Source organism: Sulfurisphaera ohwakuensis (assembly GCF_009729055.1).
Lineage (GTDB): Archaea > Thermoproteota > Thermoprotei_A > Sulfolobales > Sulfolobaceae > Sulfurisphaera > Sulfurisphaera ohwakuensis.
In genome coordinates this window covers 2,330,025-2,345,826 of the sequence record NZ_CP045484.1, presented here as the reverse complement: position 1 = coordinate 2,345,826, position 15,802 = coordinate 2,330,025, and the positions used below count along the sequence as shown (strand labels likewise).

Genomic DNA, 15,802 nt, shown 5'->3' with positions numbered 1-15,802 from the left:
CTTTAACTTATTGATATGTTGCTGACATTTATAGCTCTTCTTTTTGTAGCCTCAATTATAGCTGGGCTGTTAGGCTCTTTAACTGGATTAGGTGGAGGAGTAGTTTTAACTCCAGTTTTAGTACTTTTTTTAGGAGTTCCAATTGAATACGCAGTAGGGGCAAGCCTAATATCAACTATAGCAACTTCTGCTTCATCTGGCTCTAGATATATAAAAACTGGATTAGCCCATATGAGAATCGCAATAGCTTTAGAAATTGCAACAACTACTGGAGCTATTACTGGATCTTTTCTAGAATATATTATTGAAGAAGAGCATTTGTTTAAGCTTTTAGATATAATTTTTGGAGGTGTTTTAATATTTTCTGTTATTCCTAACTTCATAAGAATGAAGAGCGAAGTTCCAGTATATGTTAATCCAGATGGATTTTCATCAAAACTTAGGTTTAATGGAAGCTATTATGATGAAGCTTTGAAGAAGGAGGTAACATATCATGGCGTTAGATACCCTTTAGGCCTATTAGGAATGTACATTGCTGGTCTAATATCGGGACTTTTAGGAATAGGCTCTGGAGCTCTAAAAGTATTGGCTATGGATTTAGGGATGAATTTACCATTTAAGATAAGTACAGCTACAAGTAGTTTTATGATTGGTGTTACTGCAGCTACAAGTTCTGGGATTTATTGGGCATTAGGAATAATAGACCCAATAATCGTTGGCATTACTATCCCCGGTGTATTTGTAGGATCTAATTTTGGTTCCAGATATTTAAACAAATTAATGAACAGAAGACTAAGACAAATATTTACTCTCGTTCTAATAATCTTAGGAATTCAACTAATTTTAAGGGGGTTTGATATCTTTGGATGAAAAGAAATTAATCTCATTAACTTTAAGAATTGGTATAGCTATATCATCATCTCTTGTAATATTAGGTTTATTACTATTTCTAGTAACTAATTCTAACTATAATATATACAATTTTAATACTTCTAATCTTAATTTGCTTAATTATAGTAATCCATTGGCGATAATCTTATATGGTATAATTGCACTCATTTCTATTCCTCTTCTTGTAGTTTCAGAGCAAATAATAATATATCTATTAGAAAAAGACAAAATTTATGTAATTATAAGTGTACTCGTATTTACCATAATGGTTTTCGCAATACTTGTAATGCCCAAGATTATTATGCATTAAGAATTTTTACTAATAGAGTGTTTTTATAGTTGTGAGGAATTTTGTTATATTATTGCTGATACCCTTTATTGGATTAACTCTTATAACGCATTCATCAGTTTATATGACTATTTATTATAACGATACGGTGATTATACACGTATACAATCAAACTCAGATTTATCTCCCAGTGCAAAATTATTCTGCTATTAATTCTACATCCCCTTTTAGAATTTTTGGAAATATAGTTATTCTAAAATATCCAAACTCTACATTAAGCTATAAAACTTCTATCAGGAATGAAATAAAAATTAATGAACCATATAATATAACAGTGAGCGTTATAATTCCAGATTCAACTTATGTTACATATATCTCTACATTACCTACCTCAGTTACAGTGAGTAACAATCTATTAAATTTAACTTTCTATGCGTCTAATCTGACTCTGATATATGCATCTAACCTTACAACTTCTGGGAATAATTCTTTTTATTCTTTGCTTTTACTCATAACCTTTGCCCTAAGTTTAATTTCTACTGGTATACTTTCTTTTTTGTTAGTTAGAAATTTAAGAAGAGGAAGAGTCGAAGAACCAATTTTAGTATCTGGATTAGATGAAAGAGATAAATTAATACTTGAAGCTATTTCAAAGGGAGCGGACTCAATAGCAAAAATTTCTAAATTAACTGGCTTGTCAAGGGCTACTGTTTATAGGAGAGTTAAGAAACTTATTAGCTTAGGTTACGTTAGGGAAATTAGAGAGGGAAACAAAATAAGATATGAAGAGAATAAAAAGGAGTAAAATCAATTATATTTGTGATTGTTTCTCAACTCATAACTAAAAAACCTGTAATTGCAAGTAAGAATATTTCAATAAGAGAAGCAGCTAAAATTATGAAAAAAGAGGAAGTTGGATCTTTAGTCATAGTCGATAAGGATTATAAAGCTATTGGGATTGTTACTGAGAGAGATTTATTATATGCTATAGCAGATGAAATTCCACTAGATAAACCAGTTTCTGAAATAATGAGTCAAAATCCAGTAACTATTGAAGAAAATAGTGATATAAGTGAGGCTGTGGCATTAATGACTTCAAGGGAGATAAGACATCTAATTGTTGTGGATCATGATGGAAAAGTTAAGGGTGTAATTAGTATAAGGGATGTTGCAAGAGCTGTAGGTGCTATAGCATTAGATTTAGCCTTTTGGTAAATTTAATTTTTATGATTTTTAATTAATAATTACCTTTTATTAAAAGTAACTATTATTTAGAAGCATAGACTAAATGAGAAAAATTTTTAAATAACGAAAGAGATAGTATATACAAATGAAAGATCTAAAAGGAACTAAAACGGCTGAAAACCTAAAACAAGGATTTATAGGCGAATCTATGGCAAATAGAAGATACTTATATTTTGCAAAGAGGGCTGATGAAGAAGGGTATCCAGAAATAGCTGGACTATTAAGGAGTATAGCAGAGGGAGAAACAGCCCATGCATTTGGTCATTTGGACTTTATTAGACAGGGAGGATTAACAGATCCAGCTACTGATAAACCAATTGGGACTTTAGAACAGATGATCGAATCTGCAATTGCTGGAGAAACTTATGAATGGACACAAATGTACCCTGGATTTGCAAAGGTGGCAAGAGAAGAAGGTTTCCCAGAAGTAGCTGAATGGTTTGAGACTTTAGCCAGAGCTGAAAAGAGTCATGCTGAAAAATTCCAAAATGTGTTAAAGCAGTTAAAGGGAGGAACATAACAGATGTATAACCTAAATCCAGAAGATAAATCTTTTTTTGATTCTTCTAAACTCTTGTCCGAGTTTATAAGACAAGCATCAATATGTCACGGTTGTAGGTTATGTTTTAATTATTGTTTTGCCTTTCCCAAGTTGTTTAAATTAACTGACGATAAAGGACCAAAAAACTTAACATTAGATGATCTTGAGGAAATAACTAAAGAATGTTTCCACTGTAAAATGTGTTATAATAACTGCCCCTACACACCACCCCATGAATTTGCAATGGATTTTGCGGATTTAATGGACTGGGCATGGCTGTATTTTAGATCTCAAAAACCATTAACCTTACGTGATTTCCTTTTTGAGCTTGTTGATGGTACTAATTTAGCTAGACCACTAGTATCTAAACTTTATCCACATACCAGAAGATTACTAGGAATAAGTGAGGATGCACCAATGCCACTCGTTAAAGAAAAAGGATTTTTAAGAGAAGTTAAACCTAAAAGAATTGAAAAACCTATAGCCAAAGTGGTATTGTTTCATACATGTCTAGTAGAAAACTTTTACCCAGAACTTGGATTTGACCTAGTAGAAGTTTTTAATAAGTTAGGAATTGAGGTAGTTACGGCTAACTTTTTATGTTGTGGAGCCCCCATGTTAGATGTTGGTGATTCTAAAAGATTGAAAAAGAATGCTGAATATAATTACTCTTTAATGAGAAAGTTTATAGAACAAGGATATGACATTGTTTCTCCAATTCCCACATGTACGTTGATGTTAAGTAAAGAATATCCCCTCATTCTGCAAAAGGAAGGGATAAAAGTTTATGATGCAATGGAGTATTTACTTAAATTAGATAGAGAAGGGAAGATAAAGATTTCTGGCAAATTAGAAAAATCAATATTTTATCATCCTCCGTGTCATCTAAAGTATTTAAAAGTTGGATATGCTGGAGTTACCATTATGAGAAAGTTGGGAGCTAAAGTTGAAATATCCGATAAGGGTTGTTCTGGAATTGACGGAGGATGGGGATTAAGGAATTACGAAAAGGCTAGAGTAGTAGGCAGTAAAATGATGAATGCTTTTGCTGAAAATAAGGCAGACATTTTCATGACTGAATGCCCACTAGCTGGACTACAGATACAAAAAGCTTCAAAAAGGCAACCTTTACATCCAATCCAAATTTTAAAGGAGGTGTTAAGTAATGGTTAAAATAACTGTTCAAGATATAATTCCGTGGAAAGAGTATGAGAAGATAAGAATGGAAAAAATTAGAAGAATTGCACAGATTAAAGATAAGAGAAGAGTAGAACTAGGAGATAGGCTAACTTTACTTTTCGAAAATAGAGATACAGTCCTTCATCAAATTCAAGAAATGGTTTACTTAGATAGACTTGAAGATGAAAAAGATATTCAACACGAAATTAACGTTTATTCCTCATTATTGCCTTGTAACGGAAAAATTAAAGCTACTTTATACATAAATGCGTATGACTTTAACGATTTGAAGAAAGTATTTAGTGAGCTAAAAGGTATTTACAACTCAGTTTTCCTTAAAGTAGGTGAAAAATTAATTCAGGGTGAACCAGAAGCTGGAAGAGAACAAGGTGATGAATTTAGTACAGTGCAATATTTGACTTTTGATCTTGAGGGAGAAAAAAGCACTCAAATAGAAGTTTTTGTCCTTCATGAGAACTATAAAGTATCAAAGAAATTACCAGAAGATTTAGCGAAAGAGTTAATAGAAGAAGCCTATGAAGAATGTAGCTAAAGCCCTTCAAACGCTTTTACTGAACCATCCTGATACAAGTATACTCTTTTTATCTTTCCCTCATCCATTAATAAAACGCCAGCGGATTGTCCGTGGTATCTGCTTGAGAATACAGTTATTACTTTTCCATTTATGTCTATTCTAAAACCATCAACAGCCTCATGACCTCTTATTATACCACTATACCCAGTAGAATCTAAAAATTCTTTCACAATTTTTTCTCCGAAATAGAAAGTTCCTTCACCTCTAATGTTTGGTAAAAATCCAAAGTCATCAAGTCCTTCTCTAGGATCATTCCAAAGTAGTTGAAAAGCTATAGGGTCATCTGGATTTATGTCTGGATATGGTAAAGATTTAATTTCATCTACAGAATGAATGCCTAGCTTCATCTCACCACCATTATCTTTACCGGGCAAACCACCATGTACACAGAAATAATTATTTACAATAGCAACATAGGGTATATAAGAGAAGAAGTCCTTGAATTTCTCATAAACTTTTTCGTTACCGAATTTTAGGGCTACTTCCTCATAAAAGCCATAGTATAAATTAGTTATTGGACTTTCATGATTTCCCCTGAGTATTACTACTTTATCCTTATTTTGAAGAAATTTTTCTAAGATTATCATCAAATTTTCTACTCCACTAGGAGGATATCTATCTACATAGTCACCAAGAAAGACTAGCAAATCAACCTTATCAAAGATCTCATTAAACACATATTGAGTAACGTCAACTGCTCCGTGAGTATCGCCAACAAAAGCTATTCTCCTTGCCTTATACTCTCCTGCAAATGGGCCTTGAATCTTGAAAATTTCTTTTGCTTCCTCCATTAATTCTAAAACCTTACTATACTCCTCGCTCATACTAAAAAATAGTATAATTACCATATAAAAACCATTTTAGCAAAAACAACTTCAACACTAGCCATAGAAAAACACATAAACTGTAGAGTATAGAATAATCTATGGCTAAAATTTCTGAAATAGAACCATTAGTATTAGCTCATACTGAAAAAGGTAGTGCTACATGGGCATCTGTAATGATTGTTGTAAAAGTCGTGACTTCTAATGGAATGGTAGGTTACGGAGAAGCAGTACCAACTTTAAGGGTTATAAACGTCTATAATACAATAAAGCAAGTCAGTAAGGGTTACATCGGGAAAGAAGCTGAAGAACCAGAGGAAAATTATCAAGAATGGTATAAACAAGACTTTTATTTGGCTAGGTCTTTTGAATCGGCAACAGCAACTAGTGCAATAGATCAAGCATTATGGGATATAGTGGGTAAAGAGTTAGGAGCACCAATTTACAAACTTTTAGGAGGAAAAGTTAGAGATAAAATACCAGTTTATGCTAATGGTTGGTATCAAGATGCCATAACTCCAGAGGATTTTGCTGAGAAAGCCAAAGAAGTTGTTAAGCGTGGCTACAAGGCATTAAAATTTGATCCATTTGGTCCTTATTATAATTGGATAGACGAAAAAGGTTTGAAAGAAGCTGAGGAGAGAGTTAAAGCTGTTAGAGAAGCAGTTGGCAATGACGTTGATATTCTTATTGAACACCACGGTAGATTTAATGCAGATAGTGCAATATTGATCGCTAAAAGGCTTGAAAAGTATAATCCAATGTTTATGGAAGAACCAGTACATCATGAAGATATAGAGGGGTTAAGAAAATATAGACAACACACTAGTTTAAATATTGCTTTAGGCGAGAGACTTATTAGTTTAAAAGAAACTGCTGTATACGTCTCTGAAGGTTTAGTAAATATCCTTCAACCAGATCTATGCAATATAGGTGGAATAACTATAGGGAGAAAAGTTATTAGCTTAGCTGAAGCATTTGATGTAGAAATTGCTTTTCATAATGCGTTTGGTTCTATTCAAAATGCTTATTCTTTACAAATGAGTGCAATAACTCCTAACCTTTATCTCTTAGAGAACTTTTACGATTGGTTCCCACAATGGAAGAGAGATATAGTTTTTGATGAGACTAAAATAGAGAACGGACATGTAAAAGTTCCAGATAAGCCTGGAATTGGAGTAAGTATTAATGAGAAACTAATAGAGAGTCTAAAAGTAGAACCAAAAGAGTTAGAAGTCCAAGAAGAGCCAGTTTGGGTTGTTAAAGGAACATGGAAAAAATATTTAACTTGACGAAAAGCTTATGTGTATATACTTATAATATCCAGTTAAGTTAGTTGTATTATTTTGTATTCCTTCAGCTGAGAAGATTTCTTTATATCCTACATTATTTACTAAGAACCACGATGTCAAGTTCTTTTGTGTATTCGCATAGTTTGCTGTAAGCTTAACCAATATAGCTCCACCATAAGAGTTTATGATTTCAATAATACCTCCGAAACCTCCTACCGATGTTAGATTCTCAATGGTTTTTATTGTCGTATTGTAATTGTTAAACAAGTACTCGTAGTAATATTCTAAGCTGAGAGATAAAGTACCATTCTGGAAATAGGATAAATTATATGGTATTACATGTGGATTACTAATTGGTACAGCAAAAGCACTAAAATCTAACAATACAGGATAGTTTCCAGATATAACTAAAGTTGAGTTATAAATTCCCTTGTCCATTGAGACTTCATAAAATCTTTCGTCTAGATATGCCTTCTCGAAAATTTGGTTAAAGGTTTGATATGCAACAAATTTACCTACTTGCAATGTCCAAGTAAACTCTTCTCCATGTTCGAATGTTAGCAGAGATGAGTAGTTTAACAGATAATTACCATCTTCTTGATAATAATCAGCTGAAAAGCCAGGTGAGAATATAGGAGTTGAGTCCATGAATCTTGAGATGGAAGTTAATGGTTTTGCTGATATTAATGGGTTTGATTGATTAACCCATAGCATTAAAACACCAGAGATATCCCAATCAAATGCTGTACTTCCAGTAATTTGATATGCTGTTAGTAAGTTTGTTACACAAGTTGTTATGTTTGCAGTTAAACCGTAAGCTAACATTGGAGTTAAATCAATTATCATTGGTGAGTGGAATGAGAGTGTATTTATTGACGTTAATGGTTTCCACCAGAATAAATCTATTCCTCCAGTATAAATTGTCTCATAAGGATTAACTACACCAGCTAGTAAGTTATCATAGTAAATAAGAATACTCCTAGTTGCAGGTTCATTAGTATACCAGAATTCATCTAGACCTCCCCCTTCTTCATAAAGTAATAATTCCATCTTATAAGTACCATTGGGTATGGTAACTTGTTGTGTAATACTTGGGCTAACAGGATTCAGTATTACGTAAGAGTAATTGTACTTGCTTAAATACAATGGTATAAACATATTAGGTAAACCTTTTGGCTTATTACCAGGATACAAGATTAATGTTACGTTCATATGATATAACCCAGTTATTCCTATTTTAGCATCATAGAAGTTTTCAATTACTAGCTGGAACGTCACATTACCTTGTAGTAGGTTTTCAAATAGTGTTAAATCTACTTGGGAAGTAGAGTTAGCAAATTCTTGTGTAGATCCCCAGAATACTGGAACACCATTAACGAATATATAAGCTGCTCTATCGTATTGAGCACCGTTATTTTCAGATATGGATACGTTCATTAAGATTAAGCTGTAATTACCCGGAGGAATGTAAACTTTCTTCAAGATTGGCATTAAACCAGTATTATTAAATGTTGCATTTACGGCGACGGGTATTATTATTGGAGTAATATTAGTTGGTGGCTTTATCTGAAATGCTTCAAAAGAGTAGTATTTCGGATCAAGATAGTTGGGTAAGGTTATGTTAAGGGGTATATATGGGTGCTGATAGTTTACTTCAGTAGGTACACTGGAAACTAGGAGGGGGAAAAATAACATAGAAATTAAAAACATGGAAAGAAGGAATTTACTTAACTTATTCATCTTTTCCCACCCCTCCTAAAGAGTAAAAGTAAAAAGAGAATAACTGCAATTATAGCTATAACTAAACCAATTATTGATATATCTGTCGTAGTTGATAATGAAGATTTAAGATTAATTACCGATGAATTTAGGGCGTTAATTGTTGAATGAACTTGTATTAATGGATAACTATTATATACAACTAATGTATAATTATATTCTATTCCATCAGAAATTGCTAAAGTAATTATATTGTTTCCAGATGGCATAGTAGCAGAATTGAACGGAATAGTTATTTCTATCCCAGATGTCGTAGAAGTAACTGAATAGAATATCGTTTTACCGTCTAGCTCTACACTTATAACCTTTAAATACTCTCCACTTATACTTAATGTAATATTATTCGTTAAACTAGTTATATTAGTAGGATAAGAAACTATCTTAGGTGCAGGTATTGCACTCAAAGCAGTTACATTATTTAGATTAACACCATGCAGGAATACGTTGGTATTTGCAGTCTGATTGATTGCATAATTAACATTACTAAAGGTAACTGAGGCTAATGTAATATTTGATGCTATACTACTTATTCCAATTTTACTATTTGATATTTCACTATCTATGACATTAACATTTGATGAATACGTTTGTAGTGTATTTAGCTTAGAATTTATTATTGCAACCGTAGAATTCTTAATAATAAGAGTATTTACAATTACGTTATTTAATATGTATTTACCGTTCATAAGCGTTAACGAGGGTGAATATATTTGAGTTAGTTCTATTGCACCTCCTTGATAAGCAAATCCTATACTAGTTGCATTAATAGGAGTAATTATCTTTGTACCTATATCAGTGTAAGGAAGAACTGTAAGGAAGTTGTTAATTGACTCTGTAATAGCCCCTTCGGGTGAAATACCGCTAACTTCTAAATACCATGGACCGCTTAGAGAGTAGAGCGGAGCTCCTTGGTATATATTTGTTGAATTTATCGAAGGAACTGAAATGACCCCTACCCATTCATTTAATGTGGAATTATACTGTAGTGGTATCTCAGTGTAGAATTCTAATATTAATTGTTCAAATTGTAATTCTGATGGTACTAATGTAGCTTGGAACTCTCCATACTTTACTTCTGTACCGTTAGGATAAGTGATATTAGCATAAACCTTTATATTTTCTCCTTCAATTGCATTTCCCTCATATTTCACTTGAGTATGAATAACATAAGGAGACACATAAATGAAGTCTGTGTAATTAAGTTCTTCGACACCTATGGAACTATTATACCATGCCTCGGTTACTATAGTATATATTCCAGGTGTAGCGTTTAATGGAATTGTATAGTTAGCCTCGTGATAACCGAAAGCAATTATATCTCCAAATTGTACAATATCTAACGCCAATTTAAGTGGTATTTCAGTAATAAGTTTTCCTTGAGGATTGTATATAAAGGCTGTTACATTAGATGTGAAAATACCTAAACCATTCTGATCAAAGGTAAATGAGAATATTGTTATATTCTCTCCCGGTGAGACTGAAGAAAATCCATCATCAATTGGAGTGAATACGAGTGTTTCAACGTTTATTCCTCCAAAGGTCTGATATATATACGCAGAACTATAAGAATCATTAATATACATTAAATAAACTCCCTCTGGTTCTGGTGTTATTAAAGCGTATACTCCTTCATATAGTCCTGGAATTCTAGTTAGTAATAAGGTTACATTAAATATGTTTTTAGTATCATGAATGAAGTAGGCTGTAAATGAAGGATATTCTACTGGAGTCAAGTTAGGATAGTATATACATGCAACTACTTCAAATGGTTCATTTGGAGGTATAGTTATTTCAAATGGGAAAGGTAATGGTGAAATTATATCTATTGAAAGACCTACAGTTATTTCGTAAACTCCAGTACCAGATATACCACTAGAAGTTCCGTTAACAACTACTAACCATATGTTAGGTGGATTTCCAGGTGAAATAGTATATGTTCCTACCCAATAGGTTCCGTTAAATGTTAATGGTATTTTAGTTAACAGCCCTTCAGTTGTATATATGTAAGCTGAGAAAGATCCACTAGTAACCATTGTAGTGTTTGGATAACTAATTTTTGCAATAATTTCAAAAGTTGTATTATACATAAACCACGGATAAGGTACCCCAGGCTCCGTAGCAGTAACAGATATAGCTAACCTCGATTGTTTAAAGTAATCTTCTACAGCCTTTAATAAACCGTAAAAGTCTGGAGTTCCTAAACCAGTTACTAAATTATATCCAGAATGGGCTGAATATAACCCATTAAATCCGAAAGTTATTTGGTGAAATGCTTGGTTATATAACGTGGAGTTTGAGTAGATCCAATATAGAATATTGTTAAACAACCCTAATGGTTTATGAATAATTGAAATGAGATCTGCAGCTAATCCAGCCCATATTGGTGTAGATAAGCTCGTTCCTCCTATTACTTCTTCTTGACCTAAGACATATATCAGCAAACCAGTATATGGATTAGCATCTGCCGCAACGTCTGGCGTAGCTCTAGTGGTACCATTAATCATGTACTGATACCACGGCTTTGGATAATAAGTACTATAACCTCCATCACTACCTATAAATGGAAAGTCTAAGTTAAATATGCTCCATCCTGTTTCAAAACCATATGTAGCACTAGAGTTCTGAGCAGAAAGATAACCAGAAGTTACATTTACATAAAGCGAAGTTCCACCAACACCAGTTACAAAGGGTGAGGTTGCAGGATAAGAAACTCCTCCGTATGTTGTTAATGTTCCGCCATAAGCACCTTCATCCCCACTAGCAGCAAAGAATGAAATTCCTTCAACTGTGCCTAAAGCAAAATAATAATCCCAATAGGGTAAGTTAGGCATTGGAACTCCGTCAAATACAAAATAGAACCCCGTATCTCCTATTGTATTCTCTATTATTCCAAAACTCATAGAAGTTACATTCGCTAAATCTTCACTAACTATATAGTCAATAGCCTCTGGAATTAAGCCAGGAGTAGAGGGAACTACTAGGACTATATGAGCATAAGGAGCAATAGCGTGAACTGTCTCCACATCAAGAGCAGTTTCTATATCCCAACCAGTAAATAAACCAAAGACTGGATGATAAGGTCCTAAAGGAATAATAGTTAAATTAACTGGTGGCAAGTGGAAATGCTGATCAAAAATCTGTAAATCTTCATAAATTGTAGGATCACCATATGCATCAATTATTGCAACAGTAGTACCATTACCACCTTGAGTTATATTATACGCACCAACAATATCTTGAGGCGAATACATATCTGCAGCAAACTGAAAAGTAGTTACTTGTGGAAATGTCATATTAGGAATTAATTTACCATTTACGACCTTACCTAAAACCTCAAGATTTAGTTGATAATTATAAGTAGTATAGTTAGTTAGACCATTAATTGTAACCCCAGCAAAGAATGAGGGTAAGATAGGATTTGTAGAAGGCTTATAATATACTATGTTACCATACCTATATAAATCCAGGGTAGTGTGAAAAGTTTCTTCAACTACGGAAACCGGAGCTTCAGCTATAACCACAAAAGGATTTTGCACTGAAATAGAGAAACCATGAGATTCCAGATAATTTGTAACTTCGTTTTCCAACTGGGTCTGTGCAAACTCTTTCATAACTTGTTTAAATGAAATTGGTTTAGTCTGATGATTAGCAACTTCTTCCGCTGTTAAGTATAGTAAGTTAAAGTTTTTAGGAGGAATAAGAAAACCTACTGTTATTTCCATATTTTGAGGGAGAGAACCTATTTTTACTCCTTTTAACTGAGGTCCTATATAAGTTGCAGAAAAACTATTTATTGGCGATATTATAGTTAATATACTAAATAATATTATAACAGCTATAGGTACAGATAAAACACTTTTCATATTTGTTTATTACAAAAATGCTAGATATAAATATTTTCATTAGAGCTTTTACATCAGAATTTTATATGAGTAAGGTTTTATAAATTAAAAGAAATTATTGACTTTGCACATTTTGTTCTTCTTCTAATTCCTCTTTTGCTACTTCCTCTAAAGGTTTATGTTTAGGTTCTGGTACAAAGAGATAAGTTAATACTGCACCAATAATGCTTACTATTGCTAACATTATTAAGATATTCTTAATACCTATTGATGTTAATAATAGTGGGAATAGATAAGTTGTTATAGCTGCTCCTAATTTACCACTAGCGGCTGATATTCCATGACCAGTTGTTCTATATCTTACTGGATAAACTTCAGCTGGTATAACGAATGTAGTTGTATTAGGACCGAAGTCTATAAAGAAGTAGGATAGTGAATATATTGCAAATGCCAAAGTTGATGGTATTATAAATCCAGTTATTTTAGTTCCAGAAGTTAGAGCTATTGATGCCACAATTCCATAAATTAAAGCCATCATTACGAAGCCTTGTAATTGAATTACTTTCCTACCTAATTTATCCATTAAAGCTACTGCTGTGAAATATCCAGGGAAACCAACTAAGAATGGTATTGCACCTAGAAATAAATCTTTAGCTAAATCTGCTTGAAACTCTGCTAATGATAAAGTTACATGGCCATTTGGAAACGGACTACCAAAGATTGGAGCTAATACAGCAGAAGAGTATGTACCAGTACCATAGAATGCTATATCTAAAATAAACCATGTTCCAGCAGTTCCAATTAACAATAAACCATATTTTGCAAAGAATTCAGAAACACTGAGTCTCTTCGATATTACACGCTTATTTACATCTAATTTTGTTCCAAGTAATTCGGCAGCTTTTTTAGCTTCTTCTATGTTTCCCTTAGCAAGTAGAGAATATCTGGGAGTCTCGGGAACTTTTCTCCTTAGATAGATAACTGTAGCAGCTGGAATAGCACCAATACCTGCCATCACTCTCCATGCAATATCTGGTGGTAATGTTAAGGCTGATACAATACCTACAACTGCAGCTACTATAGATCCAATACCTTGATTAGCAAATACTAAGGCTACTAATTTTCCTCTATCCTTAACATTAGCATATTCACTCATTATAGTTGAAGATATTGGGTAATCTCCACCAATTCCAAATCCCATTAACATTCTAAATGCAATAAGTGCTGGCAAATTCCATGCTAACGCACTTAGGAAGGCACCTAGTGTTAACAGCGTAGCTTCAATACCATAAACACTCTTTCTTCCTAATCTGTCACCCAAATAACCAAATAGTAATTGACCTATAATTGCTGTCCAAATTGCTGAAGATGCTAATAAACCTGTCCAAAAGGCTGCATTATGTCCAACTAAATATTCAGTAAAACCCGGTATAACGATTCCTGCATAAGTATGTGCATACTCTATGGTGGCTATTATATAACCTATAATTAGTAGATCATATGCATCAGTAAAAAAACCCATTCCTGCAGTATACCAAATCTTTATATGATTAAAGGAAAGTTTCAAAGAATCTATCGATTTGAAGGGGTTGTTTGACATCTTAACTTCAGCACTTATATCTGTCTTGCGATTTATAATCTTATCGTATAGAGCATATAGTTAACAATATAAACTATTGTTAACTATATAGTTTATATATTTACTTAACAACTAGTACTGGTACGTCAGCCTTACTTACTAATGCAGATGAGACACTACCTAAAATTACCTTTTTCAAACCAGTTAAACCCCTGCTACCAGTAACTATCATATTACAGTTAATTTTTTTGCAGTATTCTATTATTGCTGAAGAAACATCTGGGCTTTCTAATATTTCTGTAGTCACTTTATACCCTTCTAAATCCCTTAAAACTTGTTTCTGTTTTTCTTCCGCTTCTTCTCGTTCTTGAATAATCTTTTGTTCTGGTGATTTAGGAGCCTCCTTAATTACAGTAACTAGATATATTTCATCCTCCTTCCTTAACAGATTAAGTGTAAAAAACAATGCCTTTTTTGAATTATCTGATCCATCATAAGCTACCAGGATTTTCATAATATAGAATATAGCAAACAAGTATATATTCTTAAAATTGAAAAAACTAAAAACTGTTTAACCAAACAATGGGACTTTACTTCTTTTTGGCGGTCTTGGAATCAAAGGTGTCATTAATGCTGACAGTAAACCAAAGATAGAGACTATTAGAAGTGCTTCTACTAAGCCGTAAACATTACTAAGAAAACCTACTATAAGAGGACCAATAGCTCCTCCACCTGTAACACCTATTCCCCAAACTAGCGCATTTGCTAATCCAGTTGAATTTCTAGGTACTAAGTCACTTGTTAATGATAAAGTTAATGGGAAGTTACTATATGTGAAGAAACCAAATAATGGTAACCAAAAGAGATTATGAGTATAAATGAATAGTAAAAATGATATAACTGCACCGCCTGTTGAAACACCTTGCAATAGTCTTCTTCCAGCTATATCTGAGAGATACCCAAGTAATGGCTGGCCTATAATGGCTGCAGCTAATATTCCAGTAATTACTAGACCTAAATATGAATTATAAGAAAAACCTAAAAGTTGCAAAAGTATAATAGTTAAAAATTGTGACACTCCTTGAGTAAATATACTTCTAAAGAGAGATATAATTGTCAGTATACTTACGACATATATTGGGGTCCTAGCAGAGGCCTTGTTACTATCTTTTTTATCATCAGTAAATGTTAATTTTATTGTTAGACTTGGAAAAGAAAATATTATAGAAATAATACCTATAATGATCATGTCAAGTGACATGTTCTCCTTTAATGCGTCGAAGAGAAATAGTGTAATATACGGATATAATGATCTGCCAGCACTTCCCATAGCTCCATTTATACCTAATGCTATGCCCCCACTTCCTTGATAGGTTAAGGCCAATGCTGAAGCACCTAATGGATGATAAAAAGCTGAGGCAATACCAGAAATTATTACTGATAGTATTATTATAGGTAAATTATCGCCCTTAATTCCTAAGCCTAGTATTATTAATCCAAGTCCCCATAATATAATTCCTAAACTCATTGCTTGTAATGGTTTTCCAGTTTTATCAGCTATATAGCTAACAAATGGTGATGCTAAAGCGCTTAATGCAAAGAAAATTGTTCCTAATAAACCTACAAGTAGATTTGAAAAACCTAAGTATTTTACCATAAAACCATAGACAGTTGGTAAAACCCAGGTATTTCCATCATTTATAAAATGAGATATTGAAGTAGTAAAAAGGACTTTTGTTTTCACAT

14 protein-coding genes are annotated in these 15,802 nt (G+C 33.0%); 8 read left to right on the top strand and 6 right to left on the bottom strand.

The annotated features are described in order from the left end of the window. Window positions 1-15 precede the first annotated feature (15 nt). From D1869_RS12970 to D1869_RS12940, 7 genes are all read left to right on the top strand, one after another. The gene (locus tag D1869_RS12970) at window positions 16-870 is read left to right on the top strand and encodes a sulfite exporter TauE/SafE family protein (protein ID WP_156015460.1); all 855 of its coding nucleotides are present in this window, start codon (window positions 16-18) and stop codon (window positions 868-870) included. After that, window positions 863-1,201 (top strand): DUF1634 domain-containing protein, encoded by a 339-nt coding sequence (locus D1869_RS12965; protein WP_184651017.1) that lies wholly within the window; start codon window positions 863-865, stop codon window positions 1,199-1,201. Before D1869_RS12970 ends, D1869_RS12965 begins: the two co-directional genes overlap by 8 nt. A 127-nt stretch (window positions 1,202-1,328) precedes the next feature. Continuing rightward, window positions 1,329-1,985: a helix-turn-helix transcriptional regulator gene (locus D1869_RS12960; protein ID WP_196772266.1), complete on the top strand. Its 657-nt coding sequence runs from the start codon at window positions 1,329-1,331 to the stop codon at window positions 1,983-1,985. Window positions 1,986-1,999: 14 nt separating this feature from the next. Next, window positions 2,000-2,395, top strand: a complete 396-nt coding sequence (locus D1869_RS12955; RefSeq protein ID WP_156015456.1) for a CBS domain-containing protein — start codon at window positions 2,000-2,002, stop codon at window positions 2,393-2,395. Window positions 2,396-2,510: 115 nt separating this feature from the next. Next, the gene (locus D1869_RS12950) at window positions 2,511-2,945 is read left to right on the top strand and encodes a rubrerythrin family protein (RefSeq protein WP_010980455.1); all 435 of its coding nucleotides are present in this window, start codon (window positions 2,511-2,513) and stop codon (window positions 2,943-2,945) included. Between the two features lie 3 nt (window positions 2,946-2,948). Further along, window positions 2,949-4,139, top strand: coding sequence for a heterodisulfide reductase-related iron-sulfur binding cluster (locus D1869_RS12945; RefSeq protein ID WP_156015455.1), 1,191 nt, complete (start codon window positions 2,949-2,951; stop codon window positions 4,137-4,139). Then, window positions 4,132-4,698 carry a DUF3501 family protein gene (locus tag D1869_RS12940; RefSeq protein ID WP_156015454.1) on the top strand — a complete coding sequence of 189 codons (567 nt, stop codon included), beginning with the start codon at window positions 4,132-4,134 and terminating at the stop codon, window positions 4,696-4,698. Before D1869_RS12945 ends, D1869_RS12940 begins: the two co-directional genes overlap by 8 nt. On the opposite strand, the gene D1869_RS12935 is transcribed toward D1869_RS12940, so the two are convergent. After that, complete coding sequence (locus D1869_RS12935) at window positions 4,695-5,564, bottom strand: metallophosphoesterase (protein WP_375781474.1); 870 nt, start codon at window positions 5,562-5,564, stop codon at window positions 4,695-4,697. The genes D1869_RS12940 and D1869_RS12935 overlap by 4 nt on opposite strands. Window positions 5,565-5,665: 101 nt before the next feature. Here D1869_RS12935 and D1869_RS12930 point away from each other — a divergent pair, with 101 nt between their 5' ends. Then, a complete protein-coding gene (locus D1869_RS12930) occupies window positions 5,666-6,856 on the top strand; it encodes a mandelate racemase/muconate lactonizing enzyme family protein (RefSeq protein ID WP_156015452.1) in 1,191 nt (396 codons plus the stop codon). Here D1869_RS12930 and D1869_RS12925 read toward each other — a convergent pair. The 5 genes from D1869_RS12925 to D1869_RS12905 form a co-directional block, all read right to left on the bottom strand. Further along, window positions 6,848-8,596, bottom strand: coding sequence for a peptide-N4-asparagine amidase (locus D1869_RS12925; RefSeq protein ID WP_156015451.1), 1,749 nt, complete (start codon window positions 8,594-8,596; stop codon window positions 6,848-6,850). The genes D1869_RS12930 and D1869_RS12925 overlap by 9 nt on opposite strands. Continuing rightward, on the bottom strand, window positions 8,593-12,498 hold the full coding sequence (locus D1869_RS12920; RefSeq protein ID WP_156015450.1) for a protease pro-enzyme activation domain-containing protein: 3,906 nt from the start codon (window positions 12,496-12,498) through the stop codon (window positions 8,593-8,595). The genes D1869_RS12925 and D1869_RS12920 overlap by 4 nt, the downstream gene beginning before the upstream one ends. Window positions 12,499-12,592: 94 nt before the next feature. Then, window positions 12,593-14,077: an MFS transporter gene (locus D1869_RS12915; RefSeq protein WP_156015449.1), complete on the bottom strand. Its 1,485-nt coding sequence runs from the start codon at window positions 14,075-14,077 to the stop codon at window positions 12,593-12,595. Between the two features lie 100 nt (window positions 14,078-14,177). Further along, entirely contained in the window at window positions 14,178-14,570 is a 393-nt protein-coding gene (locus D1869_RS12910; RefSeq protein WP_156015448.1) for a universal stress protein, read from the bottom strand. Window positions 14,571-14,627: 57 nt separating this feature from the next. Continuing rightward, entirely contained in the window at window positions 14,628-15,800 is a 1,173-nt protein-coding gene (locus D1869_RS12905; RefSeq protein WP_156015447.1) for an MFS transporter, read from the bottom strand. Between the last annotated feature and the right edge of the window lie 2 nt (window positions 15,801-15,802).

Bases quoted from the DNA above. Each gene is read 5' to 3' on its own strand.
- D1869_RS12970 (WP_156015460.1), top strand. From the start codon at position 16: ATGTTGCTGACATTTATAGCTCTTCTTTTTGTAGCCTCAATTATAGCT.
- D1869_RS12950 (WP_010980455.1), top strand. From the start codon at position 2,511: ATGAAAGATCTAAAAGGAACTAAAACGGCTGAAAACCTAAAACAAGGA.
- D1869_RS12945 (WP_156015455.1), top strand. From the start codon at position 2,949: ATGTATAACCTAAATCCAGAAGATAAATCTTTTTTTGATTCTTCTAAA.
- D1869_RS12940 (WP_156015454.1), top strand. From the start codon at position 4,132: ATGGTTAAAATAACTGTTCAAGATATAATTCCGTGGAAAGAGTATGAG.
- D1869_RS12935 (WP_375781474.1), bottom strand. From the start codon at position 5,564: ATGAGCGAGGAGTATAGTAAGGTTTTAGAATTAATGGAGGAAGCAAAA.
- D1869_RS12930 (WP_156015452.1), top strand. From the start codon at position 5,666: ATGGCTAAAATTTCTGAAATAGAACCATTAGTATTAGCTCATACTGAA.
- D1869_RS12925 (WP_156015451.1), bottom strand. From the start codon at position 8,596: ATGAATAAGTTAAGTAAATTCCTTCTTTCCATGTTTTTAATTTCTATG.
- D1869_RS12920 (WP_156015450.1), bottom strand. From the start codon at position 12,498: ATGAAAAGTGTTTTATCTGTACCTATAGCTGTTATAATATTATTTAGT.
- D1869_RS12915 (WP_156015449.1), bottom strand. From the start codon at position 14,077: ATGTCAAACAACCCCTTCAAATCGATAGATTCTTTGAAACTTTCCTTT.
- D1869_RS12910 (WP_156015448.1), bottom strand. From the start codon at position 14,570: ATGAAAATCCTGGTAGCTTATGATGGATCAGATAATTCAAAAAAGGCA.